The following is a 15,040-nucleotide window of genomic DNA, read 5'->3' on the forward strand; positions in this document are numbered from 1 at the left end:
GACGCGCCCGCGGCCCGGCTCCGGAGGCCGGACGCCCGACTCCGGAGCCGGGCTCCGGACGGCCGACGCCCGTAACGAGGCCCGGCGCCCGTACCGGGCCCGCGCCAGGTCGTACCCGTGCGCGCAACGCCGCCTCGGCCGCTCAGGACAGGGGCGCCTCCTTCCGCAGCACCTCGATGAAGGCCCGCATCCAGCCCGGGTGGTCGGGCCAGGCGCGGGCGGAGACCAGGGTGCCGTCCACCACGGCGTCGCCGTCCTGGTACTGCGCGCCGGCGGCCAGGACGTCCGGTTCCAGGGCCGGGTAGGCGGCGGTCCGCCGGCCGGAGAGCACACCCGCCGCCGCGGTGATCTGCGGGCCGTGGCAGATCTGCGCGACCGGCTTGCCCGCGGCGAAGAAGTGCTCGACGATCCGCTTCAGGTGCGCGTCGCCCCGCAGGTACTCCGGCGCCCTGCCGCCGGGGACGACCAGCGCGGCGTACTGCTCCGGCTCGACCTCCTCGAAGGCCGCGTCCGCGGGCCAGGTGTACCCCGGCTTCTCCGTGTACGTGTCGAAGCCGTCCTCGAAGTCGTGCACCACGAACCGCAGTTTCTTGCGGGCCGGTGCGGCGACCACCACTTCGTAGCCTTCCTCCCGCAGCCGCTGGTAGGGGTACATCACCTCCAGGGACTCGGCCGCGTCCCCGGTCACCAGCAGGATCTTCACCGTCATCGCTGAACTCCCGTCCTCTCGGCGCGTACGGGCCCCGACGGCCCTCGCCCCGCCCACGTCGTCCACGATGCCCGCTGCGGGGCCGGCTGACCCGTCCGCCGGACGAAAGGCCCGGCACGGCGCCCGTCCGCACGGACGGACAGCCCGGCACGACGCCCCTCCGCACGGACGAACAGCCCGGCACGGCGCCCGTACCGCCGCGGGCCCGCGGCACGGATCCGCGGTGCGGGGTATTCCGGCCGCCCCCCCGGGTAGCCCTCCGAGCGACCCGTCTGCCCGGTACCGCAACCGTGGGAGGACACGTGCGACACCTCGGATCCGCGCTCGCCGCGCTCGGCGCCACCGCCCTGGCGCTGACCGGGCCCGCCACGGCCACCCCGGCCGCCGCCACCGGCACGGCCGGGGTGGTGACCGCCGACGACGCGTACCTGCGGCCGTACCCGCAGAGCTGGTTCGTCGGCACCCTGCTCAAGGGCGACCACTTCGACGTCCAGGGCGAGCAGAGCGGCTACTACTGGGGCTACGCGCAGGGCGACTACAACGGCTGCGCCTGGATCGTGGCCGGCTCCGTCGACAGGGGGACGAGCGCGTCCGGCGCCCCGGACTGCGGGCCGCCGCGGCGGCTGGCCCTGCCGGACTCCGCGCACGCACCGGCCGACGGCTACGACACCGACGGCGACGGCACACCTGACCGGCTCACGCTGGAGTACGAGGTGATCTGCCAGGACGCCGGCATGTACGGCAACTACCGCGGCGGGCACCACCTCACCCACCGCGTCGACCTGCCGAACGGCACGCCGGTCGGCTGGCGGTGGACCACCGCCGACGGGCAGTCCGCGGTGGTGCGCTGGGACGCGGGCGACCTGTGGGCGTTCATCCCCCGCGAGTGCGTCGGCCCGCGCTGAGCCCCGTGCCCGCACGGGGCTCAGCGCGGACCCGCACGGGCCGTACCCGGGACGGCCCGCGTCCGCGGCACGGGCGGCGGCGGCACGGGCAGCGGCGGGACCCGGGGCCCACACACCAGGGCCCCGCACACCGGGCCCCCGCTCACCAGGCCAGTTGTGCGATCTCCTCCGCCACCACCGCGCACGCGTCCGCGGCGGGATCGATCAGCGGGTAGTGCCCCACGTCCTCAAGCAGCGTCAGGCCCACCAGTTCGCCGGCCCGGGCGGCGGCATCCGCGTACGCCTCGGCCATCCGCAGCGGCACGACCTCGTCGGCCCTGCCCTGCACCAGCGTGGTGGCTATCCCGGTGGGCAGCAGCGTGGCGGGATCCGCGTACGCCCGCCGCTCCTCGGCGAGCCCCGGGCCGCCCAGTAGCTGCTCCGCCGCGCCCGAGCACACCTTGAGCTCCCGCGCCAGCGCGAAGTCGACTATCGGCGCCAGCGCCACCACTCCGCGCAGCGGGGCGGGTTCGCCGGTCCGCCAGGGCGCGTCCTCGGGCAGCACGTGCCGGGCGGCCGCCCACAGCGCGAGCTGGCCGCCCGCGGAGTGCCCGGTGGCCACCGTGCGCCGCGGATCGGCGGTCGGCAGCGCCTCGCCCACCAGCGCGGGCAGCGCGTCGAAGGCGGCGGCGACATCGTCGAAGGTCTCCGGCCACCTGCCCGCGGGCGCCAGACCGTCCCGTGCGGGGCCGTCCTGGCCCCGCCGGTACTCGACGCTGGCCACCGCGAAGCCGCGCCGCGCGAGGAAGGCGGCGAACGGCGAGACGTGCCAGCGGTCGTAGGGGGCCCGCCAGGAGCCGCCGTGCAGGAGCACCACCAGCGGCGCGGTGCCGTCGCCGCCCGCGGCCGCCCGCGGGGCGTAGAAGTCGATCAACTGCTCGGCGTGGTCTCCGTACGCGGCGGTGGCGTCCGGGGGCACGGCGGCGTGCGAGAAGGCCGACTGCTCCTCGGCGGCGCGTCGGGAGGCGCCCCCGGGGGCACCTGTGTCGGGAGCGACGGCGTCGTCCGGCATGCCTCAGACCTCTCAGCGGTGGGGGTCTCCCCTGGCAGGAGCGCGTCAAACTCCCGGGGAGGACGGGCGAACGCCGGGCGTAGCACGGCCGGTTCGCGGGTTCTGCGTCAGCCGGACGGTATCAGGGGCCGCGGCGCGCCGGGTTGCGGGCGGCCCGCGCTGGTGCGGGCGGGACGGCGGGGGCGCGGGACGGAGCCCGCGCGCCGGAACCCGGGCGGGCCCCCGCGCCCCCGACCGCCCGGCTACGCCGTCTGCCCGCCCAGTTCCCCGGCGAGCACCGCGGCCGCGGCCTCCGTCTCCGCGAAGCCCAGGTACAGCGGGGTGAAGCCGAAGCGCAGCACGTCCGGGGCCCGGAAGTCGCCCACGACACCGCGGGCGATCAGGCGCTCCATGACCGCACCCGCGTCCGGGCAGCGCAGCGCGACCTGGCTGCCCCGCTCGCCGTGCGGCAGCGGAGTGACCACCTCTACCCTGCCGGGCGGCACGTACGCCGCCACGCACTTGAGGAAGAAGTCCGTCAGCGCCAGCGACTTGGCCCTGACGTCCGCGATCCGCACGCCGTCCCAGACGTCGAGCGCCGCCTCGAGCGCCAGCATGGAGAGGATGTCGGGTGTGCCCACCCGGGCCCGCACCACACCGTCCGCCGGGGTGTACTCGCCGCGCATCCCGAACGGCGCCTCGTGCGAGTTCCAGCCGGGCAGCGGGGAGTCGTAGCGCTCCTGGAGGTCCTTGCGCACGTACAGGAAGGCGGGCGCGCCGGGCCCGCCGTTGAGGAACTTGTACGTGCAGCCGACCGCCAGGTCGACGCCGTGCGCGTCCAGGCCGACCGGCAGGGCGCCGGCGCTGTGGCACAGGTCCCAGACCGCGTACCCGCCCGCCCGGTGCACCGCCGCGGTCAGCCCCGGCAGATCGTGCAGCCGGCCGGAGCGGTAGTCGACGTGGTTGAGGAGGACGGCGGCGGTGCGCGGGCCGAGCGCGTCGTGCACCTCGCCGGGGGCCACCGGGCGCAGGGTGCGGCCGGTGAGCCGGGCCGCGGAGCGTGCGATGTAGCCGTCCGTGGGGAACGTGGTGGCGTCGACGAGGAGTTCGTCGCGGTCGTCGCCCGCCATCCGGACCGCCGCCACCAGCGCCTTGAAGACGTTGACGCTGGTCGAGTCGCCCACCACGACCTGCCCGGGCCCGGCCCCGACCAGTGGCGCGATCCGGTCCCCGATCCGCTCCGGCGCCGTCCACCAGCCGCTCTCCCGCCAGGACCGGATCCGCAGCTCGCCCCACTCGCGGCGCACCACGTCCGCCAGCCGCTCCGGCACCGAACGCGGCAGCGCGCCGAGCGAGTTGCCGTCCAGGTACACCCCGGCGGCGCCGCCGTGCGCCCCGGCCGCGGCGTCCGCCGCCCCCAGCACGAACCGCTCCCGCACATGGGCCAGCGGGTCCGCGGCGTCCAGGTGGGCCGCCTCGGCCCTGAGCACCGCGGAGTCGGGACCCCCGGAGTCGGGACCCGCGGGGCGCGCTGCCCGCGCCCTGTGCTGCTGCGTCACACCGTTCTCCTCACACATGGCTGCGCGCCGTCCACAGTTCGGGGAAGACGCTCTTGGCGGCCCGCTTCTCCAGCCACGCCACACCCGCGGAGCCGCCCGTGCCGGTCTTGGCCCCCATGGCCCTGCGGGTGGCGAGCAGGTGGTCGTTGCGCCAGCGCCACACCAGCTCGGCGACGTCCGTCAACGCCTCGCCGAGGCGTACGAGTTCGGCGTCCTGGTCGCCGGCGTAGAGCGCGGTCCACACGGCCTCCACCTCGGGCGAGGGCTCGTAGCGCTCGGTCAGGTCGCGGGCCAGGACGGCCGCGGGGACGGGGTGGCCGCGGCGGGCCAGCAGCCGCAGCACCTCGTCGTACAGGCTCGGCTCGTGCAGCGCCCCGGTCAGCTCGGCGTGGGCGCGCGGGGCGCCGCGGTGCGGGACCAGCATCGATGCGGACCGCTCTCCCAGCAGGAACTCAAGTCGCCGGTACATCGCCGACTGGAAGCCCGAGCCCTCGCCGAGGGCCGAGCGGTAGGAGTTGAACTGCGCCGGAGTCAGGCCGGCGAGCGGCGTCCAGGAGGCGTTCAGCGCCGTGAGCTCGCGGATGCTGCGCTTCAGGGCCGCCATCGCCGTCGGCAGGTCGTCGCCGCGCAGTGCCCGCGCGGCGGTCTCCCACTCGTGGACGAGCACGGTGAACCACAGCTCCATGACCTGGGTGGTGACCAGGAAGACCAGCTCGCCGGGATCGTCGGAGAGCGGCTGTTGGAGGTGGGTGAGGACGTCGGCCCTGACGTAGTCCTCGTACGGGGTCGTGCCCGCAAAGTCGAAGTTCGGGGCGGTCGCCTCCTGGGCGCTGCCGCCCTGCGGCACCTCGTGGGACATCGCTGTCTCCTTGGTACGACTTCGGGTAGCGGTCCGCCCCTGCCGTGCCGGCACGGGGGCCCCGGTCCCCACCCGCATCTTGCGCACCGGACGCCTCGGCGGCAAGAAGGAAATACGGCATAAGCCGGGTAACGGGCACCGGTCCCACCGATGCGCGGTGCGGTGACAGACTGCCGTCATGGACATCTACAACCCCCTGCTGGACGGCCCCGAGCCGACGAGGCTGCCCGACACGCCGGAGAACGCGGACGCCACCCGCCTGCTCGACGAGGGCACCTCCGCCACCGAGGTCGCCGCGCGGTACCCGGCGTTCTCACTGGCCTGGGCCGTCCTCGCCGAGGAGGCCCTCTCCGCGGGCCGCTCCGTCGAGGCGTACGCGTACGCACGAACCGGCTACCACCGCGGCCTGGACCAGTTGCGCCGGGCCCGCTGGGGAGGCCACGGCCCCGTCCCCTACGACCACCGCCCGAACCACGGCTTCCTGCGCTGCCTCGCCGCACTGGCCCGCGCCGCCTCCGCCATCGAGGAGACCGAGGAGGCCACCCGCTGCCGCGACTTCCTCAGGGACAGCAGCGCGGAGGCGTACGCGGCGCTGATCAAGGACTAGCCGGCACGCACCGCACCCGCCCCGCGGGCGGCGGTCGACGCGCCCCGCCCGCCCACCGGGCGCCCCGCGCCGGGCGGGGCGCCGGGCCCCGGCCCGCGGGCAGGACCGGGGCGGCGGTGCCCGCCGCTCCCCGGCCGGCCCGTGCCGGGTCCGCCGCTCACGCGTAGGGGCCGGCCGCCGGCCCCTACGCGGTCCGCGGGGAGGGCCCGGGCAACCGCCCGCGCCCGGTCGGCCGGGGCACGCCGGTGCGACGACCGGCACGCCAGTGCGACGACCGGCACGCCGGCACGACCGGCCAGGACCGATGCGCTCCGTAGGACCGGCGCCCCGCACGACCAGCGCGCCCCGTACGACACGTACGGCCGACGCGACCGTACGACCGACGCACCTCGCACGACCGGCGCGACCCGTACGACATGTACGGCCGACGCGACCCGCACGCCTCACACGACCGGCGCGCCCCGCACGACCGGCGGTCGGACTACTTGATCCTGGTGCCGCTGGACCGCAGGTTCGCGCAGGCCTCCGTGACGCGCTCGGCCATGCCCGCCTCCGCGAGCTTCCCCCAACTGCGCGGGTCGTACGTCTTCTTGTTGCCGACGTCGCCGTCGACCTTCAGGACACCGTCGTAGTTCCTGAACATGTGGTCCGCGATCGGGCGGGTGAAGGCGTACTGGGTGTCGGTGTCCAGGTTCATCTTGACGACACCGTTCTCCAGGGCGGTGGCGATCTCCTCGCGGGTCGAGCCGGAGCCGCCGTGGAAGACGAAGTCGAACGGCGCCTGCTTGCCGTACTTGGCGCCCACGCCTACCTGGAGGTCCTTCAGCAGCTCGGGGCGGAGGACGACGTTGCCCGGCTTGTACACGCCGTGCACGTTGCCGAACGAGGCGGCCAGCAGGTAGCGGCCCTTCTCGCCGAGGCCGAGCGCCTCCGCGGTGCGGACCGCGTCGTCGACGGTCGTGTACAGCTTGTCGTTGATCTCGTGCGTGACGCCGTCCTCCTCTCCGCCGGTCGGCGTGATCTCCACCTCCAGGATGATCTTCGCGGCGGCGGCCTTGGCCAGCAGCTCCTGCCCGATCTCCAGGTTGTGGCCCAGCGTCTCCGCGGAGCCGTCCCACATGTGGGACTGGAAGAGCGGGCCGAGGCCCGCCTCGACGCGCTTGCGGGAGATCTCCAGCAGCGGGCGGACGTAGCCGTCCAGCTTGTCCTTCGGGCAGTGGTCGGTGTGCAGCGCCACCGTGACGGGGTACTTCTCGGCGACGATGTGCGCGAACTCGGCGAGCGCGACGGCGCCGGTCACCATGTCCTTGTTGTACTGGCCGCCCAGGAACTCCGCGCCGCCGGTGGAGATCTGGATGATGCCGTCGCTCTCCGCCTCGGCGAAGCCGCGCAGGGCGGCGTGCAGGGTCTGGGTGGAGGTGACGTTGATGGCCGGGTAGGCGAACCTGCCTGCCTTCGCCCGGTCGAGCATCTCGTTGTAGACCTCGGGGGTCGCGATGGGCATCTGTCCGCTCCTCGTCGATGTGCGGGTGAGTGCTGTGCACGGGGTCGACATCGTCGTCGGCGCCCCATCTTTCCAGACCCGGCGCGCACCGTCCGTCATGCCGGACGCGGCGCCGCCGGGGTACCGGGCGAGACCGGGGCGGGCGCGTCAGTCAAGGCCGAGGTCGTCCTTCGAATAGGCGAAGAAGTACGGCACCCCGGCCGCCTCGATCTTCTCCGCGGCCCCCGTGGCCCGGTCCACGATGGTGGCCACCGCGACCACCTCGGCCCCGGCCTCGCGGACCGCCTCGACGGCGGCGAGCGGTGAGCCGCCGGTGGTCGAGGTGTCCTCCACGACCAGCACCCTGCGGCCCCGGATGTCCGGGCCCTCGACGCGGCGCTGCAACCCGTGCGCCTTGGCCGCCTTGCGCACCACGAACGCGTCCAGAGACCGGCCGCGCGCCGCAGCCGCGTGCAGCATCGACGCGGCCACCGGGTCGGCGCCCATCGTCAGCCCGCCGACGGCCGCGAAGTCGAGGTCGGCGGTCAGGTCGAGCAGCACACGGCCGACCAGCGGGGCCGCCGTGCCGTCCAGGGTGATGCGGCGCAGATCGACGTAGTAGTCGGCCTCCAGCCCCGAGGAGAGCGTCACCCTGCCGTGCACCACGGCCTTGTCCTTGATCTGCTGCAGCAGCACGCCGCGTGCGTCGTCCGTCATGCCTCCAGCATATGAGGCCCGCGGGACGGGCGGCCGGGAGCGCTCCTCGCCTCCGGCGGCACGGGCGGGGCGGGCGGATCGGGCTCCCTGCCCGGGCCCGGACCTGGCCCGGCCTGCGCGCGGGGGAGGCGGGCCGGGGCGCTCAGAGGCGTTGCCAGCCGAAGGTCGCCGTGGTCTCCAGGGGCTCGATGGGGGTGACCAGCCGCGGGTGGGTGTTCAGCCCGTTCGGCGGGCCCGTCTGCGGCTCCACGCACACCGCGGCGTCCTGCTCGTCGTAGACGACGGCCCACTCCTCCCGGGAGGCGACCGTCAGCCGCAGGCGGCCCGGCCAGGTCAGGGTGACGTCGACGCCGCCGGGCATGCCGAAGCAGTCGTCCCACGGGCCCGGCGCCGGTGCGATCCGCTCACCGGTCGGCAGCAGGTCGTCACCCTTGCGCTCCTGCCAGGCGGGTGCGAAGTCGATGCGGACCTCCTCGCCGCCGCCGTCGAGCCTGCGCAGGAACCACGGGTGCCAGCCGGCCTGAGCGGGGAACGACGACTCGTACGTCTCCACCGACATGGTCAGCGTCAGGCCGTCCGGGGCGAGGCGCACCAGGTGGGTGACGCGCCCGCTGTACGGCCAGGGGTCGGCGAGGTCGTAGGTGAACACCGCCTCCTCCGTGCCGGCCCGGGCGGTGTGCCAGGCGGTGTCGCGGCCGGTGCCGTGGATGGCGTGCGGGGGAGAGTTCAGCGGCATCTGGTGGACGTCGGCACCGTCGCGGAACTGGCCGTTCCTGATCCGGCCGCACCACGGCACCATCGGGAAGCACCCGTACCGCTCGCCCTGGCGCAGCAGCTCGGTGCCGGCGATCTTCAGACTTGCGATCCGGCAGCCGTTGTCCGGCCGCACGGTGACCTCCGCGTCGCCCGCGGTCAGCGTGATGTCGTCACTACCCACGGGGCGACCCTACGGGGCGCGGGGCGCGCCGGCACACCCGCAGCCCCCGCCGTGCCGCCCCGCGCCCCGGCCAGGGGCGCGGGGCGCTTGGCGGGCGGAGCCCCCGCGGGGTCAGCGGCGCCGCCGCAACGCCCTGCCGATCACGATGGCGGAGGCCAGGACCACGGCGGCCGCGGGGCCCGCCCAGCGCAGTGCGACCGACGCGGGCGAGCTCTCGGGCGCGGGGACCGGCGCGTACCGCCCGCGCGGCGGCGCGTGATCGACCTCCTCCGCGCTTCGGCCGATCATCGTCCGACGGGCGTGCGCGGCCTCGGCGGGCGGTTGGTTGTCCACCTCGAAGACGGCGCCGCCGTCGCCCGCGGCCGCGGCGTCGAGGGCGTCGGGGCGCGGTCCCTCGCCCTCCTCCCCGCGCGCCGGCTCCAGGGGCGCCGCGGGCTCGGCCCGCGCCTCGTCCGTGCCGCCCGCGGGCAGCTCGTCGGCGCCGGGGGCCGTGCCGGCCGTGTCCGGGGCCGCATCCGCCGTGCCCGGGGCCGCGTCCGCGAGCCGGGCGCCGGCCTTGTTCAGGAGCCTGCGGCCCGCCGTCTCCGCGACCTTCGCGTCGAGGTCGGCGAAGCGGCCGCCGCCGTGTGCGCCCCCGCCGAAGACGAGGGTCGTACCGCCGTCGGCGGCCAGCAGCCGGAGCGTCAGCGCGACCGACACCGCTCCACCCCCGCGCACCTCCGTGGCCTCCCCCTCGACGAGGTAGCCGCCGTCGTCCCGCTCGCTGATCCGCAGCGCGCCCCGGTAGGTGATCGAGGTGCCCCCGACCCGGACCTTGAGCCGGCCGGACACCGGCGGCCCGCCCGCGTCCTGCTGGAGCCCCGGCACCACGCCGGCGACCCGCTCGGGGTCGGCCAGCAGCCGCCGCAGAGGCTCTACCGCGACCGGAACGAACACCTCATGCTCCATGACTACCGAGCCTACCCACGCCCGGCCCCGGAACTCAGCCCCCGTACCGCGGATGCACCAGTGTCGAGGGCACCGTCCCGGCCGGCCGGGCCCCGGCCACGCTCCGGACGCCGGGCCCCCAGCCCCCCGGTCCGCCCACCCCCTTCGGCCCGCCGGGACCGTGCGCGGCGAGCACGAAGCCCCAGCGGCCCGCCCGGTACGGCGTGGTCGTGAGGCCGGCCGCCCGCAGGGTCGCGTCCACCGTCCAGAACGCCCGGTCCGGCGCGCCCGAGCGCCCGGCGCGCACCACGAAGCGCCCGCCGGGTGCCAGCGCCCTGCGGACGAGGCCGTAGAACTCCTGCGAGTAGTACTTCGTGCTGGCGGTCCCGCCGGGGCCGGGCAGGTCGGAGACGATGAGGTCGTAGCGGCGGCGCAGATGGCGCAGGCGGTCGAAGGGGTCGTCGGTGGCGACGTGCACGCGCGGGTCGCGGAACGCCCGCTCGTTCAGCGCGCTCAGGGCCGGGTCGGTGCGCGCCAGCCGGACGACGCCCGGGTCGAGGGCGACCACGTCGACGCTGTGCACCCCTGCCCGGCGCAGGGCCGTCCCGGCCGCCAGTCCGTCGTCACCGCCGAGGACCAGGACCCGGGCCAGGGGGCCGCACGCTGCGGGGGTGACGAGCGCGCTGTGGTAGCGGGGCTCGTCGCGGCTGCGGACGCGCAACCGCCCGTCGAGGAACAGCTTCAACGGCCCACGCGGGCCGCCGGTGAGTACGACTTCCTCTACGTCGGTGTGCAGGGCGATGCGTATGTCGTCGCCGTAGACGGCACGTCGGGCCGCGCGCTCGAAGTCGTCGGCGAGTGTGGCGGCGGTGGCGAGCAGGACGAGCACCAGGACGGTCACCACGAGCAGCACCCGGCGGCTTCTCGGGCTCATGTCACGGCGGAGGAGGCCGAGCGCGAGCGCGCCGCCCGCCAGCGCGTTCACCGCGCCGGTGAGCAGCGCGCCGGTGAGCTGGCCGAGCAGCGGCAGCAGCAGGAAGGGGAAGGCGAGGCCGCCGACCAGCGCGCCGACGTAGTCCGCGGCGAACAGGTCGGCGACGGCCGTGCCCGCGTCCTGGCGCCGCACCCGCTGGATGAGCACCATCAGCAGTGGCACCTCGGCGCCTGTCAGCACCCCGATGGTGAGTGAGCAAAGCACCAGCAGCCAGTGGGGGCCGCTCTCCCAGCCGCAGCCGTCGCCCCAGGCGAAGACCGCGTACAGCCCCATCCCGCTGCATCCGCCGACCAGCGCGAGCGCCGCCTCCACCGCCCCGAAGCCGGCCACCGCGTACGGCCGCAGCCTCTTGGCGCCCAGGGATCCGGCGCCCATCGCGAACACCATCAGGGAGAGCACCACGGAGGTCTGGGTGACCGAGTCCCCCATCAGGGAGGAGGCCAGGGCGACGAGTTCCAGCTCGTAGACGAGGCCGCAGGCAGCGCACACGAACGCTCCTGCCAGCACCAGGACACGGCCCGTCCTGGGACGGACGGGCAGCCCCGGGGCGGCCTGCTGCCCGGGCCCGGACGCCGCGGGCGCGGGCGGCGAGACGGACGCGGGCGGTTCGATCACGTACCGAACGCTACGTCACCGGACAACTCTGCTCCGTCACCCACACGTGTGGTACTGAGGTGAACGGCGTCAACAGCCCGCCAGCAGCAGGCTGGGCACGCGCACGCCCACCCTGGTGCGGGTCGTCACCAGCTCGCCGTCCTGCGGGTAGGCGTGCCAGGTGCGCCAGTGCACGTGTCCGTCGTGCCGCTGCGCCAGCATCGCCGTGAACGCGTAGGGGCTGCCGGGGAAGATGCCGACGAGGCCGTGCGGGTGGTCCGACACCAGCGCGATGAGCTCCCGCGCACGCCCGGCGAACTGGCCGGGGGCCAGGGTCTCCACGCAGGCGGCGAACTCGTACTCCCACTCGCCGAGCCGCTTGGCGACGCCCAGGGGGAGTGAGGTGCTGGTGCCCGGCAGACAGGCGACGGTCTCCGAGCAGACGCCCCGGTCCTCTTCGAGGATGACCTGGTGGGAAGCGCCGAGGAGTCTCAACTGGATCCTGGCGTCCTTGAGTTCGAGATCGAGGTCGGCGAGGGCGGGCAGCGGCTCGCGCCCGAGTGCCCAGGCGAGGTCAGCCGCGCGCGTGTCGGTGTAGGAGGTGGTCAGGGTCCTGAGCATGGGTCCGCTCCGCTAGCACGCAATGGAGGTGGGGCCGGCGCGTCCGTCCGGACGCCGGGGACGTGGCCGGCCGTTCACCGGTGATCGCAGAGAGATCCGTCCGGTCACGCACCGGGCACCCCGAATGCCGACTCGTGCCCACGAGAATGTCCGAGGGCCGCATTAACGGATAAGAGGGAATCATGAGCAGAGGTGTCACCACAGCGTTTTTACCCAACTTCGTCGGGTTTCCTTCGCCCGGGCGCCCCGCAGCCCACCCGTTCAACTCCGCGGCACCTCATGCGCGGGCGTGTGCGACAGCGAAGTGCCCGCCGGGTTCGCTCACCCGGCGGGCACTCCATGGGGACAGGCGCACCGGAGTCGTTCCCCCGGCGGCTCCGGTCCGTGCGGATCGGCTGCCCCGTGTCAGCCGTTCCGCCTCGGCCGCCCCCTCATCCGCCCCCGCCGCCGCAGCCGCCGCCTCCGCAGGACGAGCCGCCGCCGCAGGAGTGGCCGCCTGAGCAGGAGTGGCCGCCGCCGTGCGATCCGCCGTGCCCGTGCGACGAGCCTCCGCTGTCCGACAAGTAGGCGCCGCCCCCGGCCCCGCCGGCCCACCAGCTTCCGGACCCACCGCGCCGCGAACTCCCGCCGCGCCGCTGCGCCTTGGCGCGGGCCACCGTCTTGCCCCTGTTGTTGCGGCTGGTCGCGATCAGGACCGCCGCGACCACCCCCAGCACCACCAGGATGACGACCATCTGCATCGCCCTCCTCCTTCCGTTCTCCCCCGCAGCGACTCCCCCAGCCGCTGTCGGCGCGCTGTCCGCGCCGTTCTCCGTGCCCTGGTGCGTCCCCGAGCCCTCGCGCTTCGCGGCACCGCGGGTAGCGGCCGTCCACCATGGCTCAGACGCCTCAGGGCCTTGCCGTGCTCACGTTCCACCTTCAGCGTGACAGGGGGATGCCCTCGTGCACCGGGCGCCAAAGCAGAGTTGAGGAAGTCCAGAGGTTCGGCCCAGGATGGCTGGCATGACGTCCACTGCCCCCGCCGCCGGCACCGGGCCCCGCCCGCTGCTCAACCGCAGGCTGGCCGAGTTCGGCACCACGATCTTCGCGGAGATGTCCGCACTGGCCCTGCGCACCGGCTCCATCAACCTCGGCCAGGGCTTCCCCGAGACCGACGGCCCCGAGGAGATCCGCGAGGCGGCGGTGCGCGCGCTGCGCGACGGCCGCGGCAACCAGTACCCGCCGGGGCCCGGCGTCCCCGAACTGCGCACCGCGGTCGCCGACCACCAGCGGCGCCGCTACGCGCTCGACCACGACCCGGACACCGAGGTGCTGGTCACGGCGGGTGCGACGGAGGCGATCGCCGCGGCGCTGCTGGCCCTGGTGGAGCCCGGCGACGAGGTGATCGCGCTGGAGCCGTACTACGACTCGTACGCGGCGTGCATCGCCATGGCGGGCGCCACCCGCGTGCCCGTCACCCTGCGGCCCGCCCCGGCCGCCGCACCGGCTCAGGGCTCGGCGGCGCCGGACGCACCGCACGCCTCGAACCCGTCGGCCCCGCCGGGCGCCCCGGTCCCGCGGGGCTCGGCCGGCGGCGCGGCGGCGCACCGCACGTTCCGGCTCGATCTGGACGAGCTGCGGGACGCCGTCACCGACCGCACCCGGCTGCTGCTCCTGAACACTCCGCACAACCCGACCGGCACGGTCCTCACCCGTGCGGAACTGGCCGAGATCGCCCGCCTCGCCGTCGAGCGGGATCTACTGGTCGTCACCGACGAGGTCTACGAGCACCTCGTCTTCGACGGCGCCGAGCACATCCCGCTGGCCACCTTCCCCGGGATGCGGGAGCGCACGGTCACCATCGGCTCCGCGGGCAAGACGTTCTCGTTCACCGGCTGGAAGGTCGGCTGGGCCACCGGATCGGCGGAGCTGGTGACGGCCGTGCGGGCCGCCAAGCAGTTCCTGACGTACGTGGCCTCCGGGCCCTTCCAGTACGCGGCCGCCGAGGCGCTCGCGCTGCCCGACAGCTATTTCGAGGGCCTGCGCGACGAGCTCCAGGCCGGCCGCGACCTGCTGGCGGCCGGCCTCGCCGATGCCGGCTTCGAGGTCTACCGCCCCACGGGCACCTACTTCGTCACGACGGACATCCGCCCGCTCGGCGAGAGCGACGGCTTCGCCTTCTGCCGCGCCCTGCCGGAGCGCGTCGGGGTCGTCGCCATCCCGAACGCGGTCTTCTACGACCACCGCGAGATGGGCGCGCCCTATGTCCGCTTCGCGTTCTGCAAGCGGAAGGACACCCTGGCCGAGGCGGTGACCCGCCTGGGGCGGCTCGCGCCGTGACGGGGCCGGGGACGCGCACGTGCCGGTCCGGCTCCACCGGACGCGGCCGGGCCGGCCGCCGGGATCATGCCCGACGGCCCGGGCTCCGTCCCGCCGCCGGGACGCCGTGCCGTTCCGCCGCCGCGGGGGCGTGGTGCTTCAGGAGTCGTCGTCCGGCTTCTCGTCGTCCGAGGCCGAGTCGACGTCCTTCTCCAGGCCGAACTGCTCGACGAACCAGCGGTCGAACTCGATCGCCGCCCGCACCCAACTGACCGTGGACGACACGAAGTGCTCCAGGCTGACGCCGGTGCCGACCAGCATCTGCGCCTCACCGATGAAGCGGACCGTGCCGTCGTCATGGGTGTGGCTGTAGACCTTGGGCCACAGGGTGCGGCGGTTCCAGTCGTCGACGGCCTCCAGGAGCTGGGGCTTGTCCTCGATCTGGTGGGGCCGGTCGTAGAACGTGCGAACGGAGAAGACCTGCTGGTCGCCCTCGCCGCGGAACATGAAGTACGTACGGAACTTCTCCCACGGCGCCGCGAGGTCGCCCTCTTCGTCGACGACGTACTTCAGCTCCATCTGGTCCAGTAGCTGTTTGACCAGGTCCTGATCGGGGATGACGGGGCCCGCCGGTCCCTCAGGCTGCGGGTCGGGCTTGCCCCCGAAGTTCGGAATCGAGGACGGGTCGATGCTCACCGTGATTGTCCCTTCGTAGGTGCCGCCATCCTCCCCCATGTCCGACGGGTGCCCGCAACCCCCGCCCCTGGAACCGCTCGGGTTTCAGCTTTCAGCACAGTTCC

15 protein-coding genes are annotated in these 15,040 nt (G+C 74.8%); 3 read left to right on the plus strand and 12 right to left on the minus strand.

Features of this window, described 5'->3' with window-relative positions:
• Window positions 1–142: 142 nt before the first annotated feature.
• A complete protein-coding gene (locus IE313_RS00920) occupies window positions 143–709 on the minus strand; it encodes a DJ-1/PfpI family protein (protein ID WP_189928910.1) in 567 nt (188 codons plus the stop codon).
• 302 nt (window positions 710–1,011) lie between these two features.
• Between IE313_RS00920 and IE313_RS00925 the strand changes: the two genes are divergently transcribed.
• A complete protein-coding gene (locus tag IE313_RS00925) occupies window positions 1,012–1,614 on the plus strand; it encodes a hypothetical protein (RefSeq protein ID WP_189928911.1) in 603 nt (200 codons plus the stop codon).
• Between the two features lie 142 nt (window positions 1,615–1,756).
• Here IE313_RS00925 and IE313_RS00930 read toward each other — a convergent pair whose 3' ends face one another.
• From IE313_RS00930 to IE313_RS00940, 3 genes are all read right to left on the minus strand, one after another.
• A complete protein-coding gene (locus IE313_RS00930) occupies window positions 1,757–2,665 on the minus strand; it encodes an alpha/beta hydrolase family protein (protein WP_189928912.1) in 909 nt (302 codons plus the stop codon).
• A gap of 242 nt (window positions 2,666–2,907) precedes the next feature.
• A complete protein-coding gene (gene kynU / locus IE313_RS00935; RefSeq protein WP_229924319.1) occupies window positions 2,908–4,134 on the minus strand; it encodes a kynureninase in 1,227 nt (408 codons plus the stop codon).
• Window positions 4,135–4,213: 79 nt separating this feature from the next.
• A complete protein-coding gene (locus IE313_RS00940; protein WP_189928914.1) occupies window positions 4,214–5,062 on the minus strand; it encodes a tryptophan 2,3-dioxygenase family protein in 849 nt (282 codons plus the stop codon).
• Window positions 5,063–5,240: 178 nt separating this feature from the next.
• On the opposite strand from IE313_RS00940, the gene IE313_RS00945 reads away from it, so the two are divergent.
• Entirely contained in the window at window positions 5,241–5,669 is a 429-nt protein-coding gene (locus IE313_RS00945; RefSeq protein ID WP_189928915.1) for a DUF3151 domain-containing protein, read from the plus strand.
• A 481-nt stretch (window positions 5,670–6,150) separates the two neighbouring features.
• Here IE313_RS00945 and fbaA read toward each other — a convergent pair whose 3' ends face one another.
• From fbaA to IE313_RS00980, 7 genes are all read right to left on the minus strand, one after another.
• Window positions 6,151–7,173, minus strand: a complete 1,023-nt coding sequence (gene fbaA, locus IE313_RS00950) for a class II fructose-bisphosphate aldolase (protein ID WP_189928916.1) — start codon at window positions 7,171–7,173, stop codon at window positions 6,151–6,153.
• A gap of 147 nt (window positions 7,174–7,320) precedes the next feature.
• Window positions 7,321–7,869, minus strand: coding sequence for an orotate phosphoribosyltransferase (gene pyrE, locus IE313_RS00955; protein ID WP_189928917.1), 549 nt, complete (start codon window positions 7,867–7,869; stop codon window positions 7,321–7,323).
• 142 nt (window positions 7,870–8,011) lie between these two features.
• Window positions 8,012–8,806 (minus strand): aldose epimerase family protein, encoded by a 795-nt coding sequence (locus IE313_RS00960; protein WP_189928918.1) that lies wholly within the window; start codon window positions 8,804–8,806, stop codon window positions 8,012–8,014.
• Between the two features lie 111 nt (window positions 8,807–8,917).
• Window positions 8,918–9,754, minus strand: coding sequence for an SRPBCC domain-containing protein (locus IE313_RS00965; protein ID WP_189928919.1), 837 nt, complete (start codon window positions 9,752–9,754; stop codon window positions 8,918–8,920).
• A 34-nt stretch (window positions 9,755–9,788) separates the two neighbouring features.
• Window positions 9,789–11,342, minus strand: a complete 1,554-nt coding sequence (locus IE313_RS00970) for a polyamine aminopropyltransferase (protein ID WP_189928920.1) — start codon at window positions 11,340–11,342, stop codon at window positions 9,789–9,791.
• Between the two features lie 69 nt (window positions 11,343–11,411).
• Window positions 11,412–11,942: a DUF2617 family protein gene (locus IE313_RS00975; protein WP_189928921.1), complete on the minus strand. Its 531-nt coding sequence runs from the start codon at window positions 11,940–11,942 to the stop codon at window positions 11,412–11,414.
• Window positions 11,943–12,373: 431 nt separating this feature from the next.
• Window positions 12,374–12,682: a hypothetical protein gene (locus tag IE313_RS00980; protein WP_189928922.1), complete on the minus strand. Its 309-nt coding sequence runs from the start codon at window positions 12,680–12,682 to the stop codon at window positions 12,374–12,376.
• Window positions 12,683–12,935: 253 nt separating this feature from the next.
• Here IE313_RS00980 and IE313_RS00985 point away from each other — a divergent pair, with 253 nt between their 5' ends.
• Window positions 12,936–14,261, plus strand: a complete 1,326-nt coding sequence (locus tag IE313_RS00985; RefSeq protein ID WP_189928923.1) for an aminotransferase class I/II-fold pyridoxal phosphate-dependent enzyme — start codon at window positions 12,936–12,938, stop codon at window positions 14,259–14,261.
• A gap of 138 nt (window positions 14,262–14,399) precedes the next feature.
• Here the strand turns inward: IE313_RS00985 and IE313_RS00990 are convergent, their stop codons facing one another.
• Window positions 14,400–14,936, minus strand: coding sequence for a type III secretion system chaperone family protein (locus IE313_RS00990; protein ID WP_189928924.1), 537 nt, complete (start codon window positions 14,934–14,936; stop codon window positions 14,400–14,402).
• Window positions 14,937–15,040: the final 104 nt, after the last annotated feature.

This window comes from Streptomyces sulfonofaciens (assembly GCF_014656295.1).
GTDB classification, from domain to species: domain Bacteria; phylum Actinomycetota; class Actinomycetes; order Streptomycetales; family Streptomycetaceae; genus Streptomyces; species Streptomyces sulfonofaciens.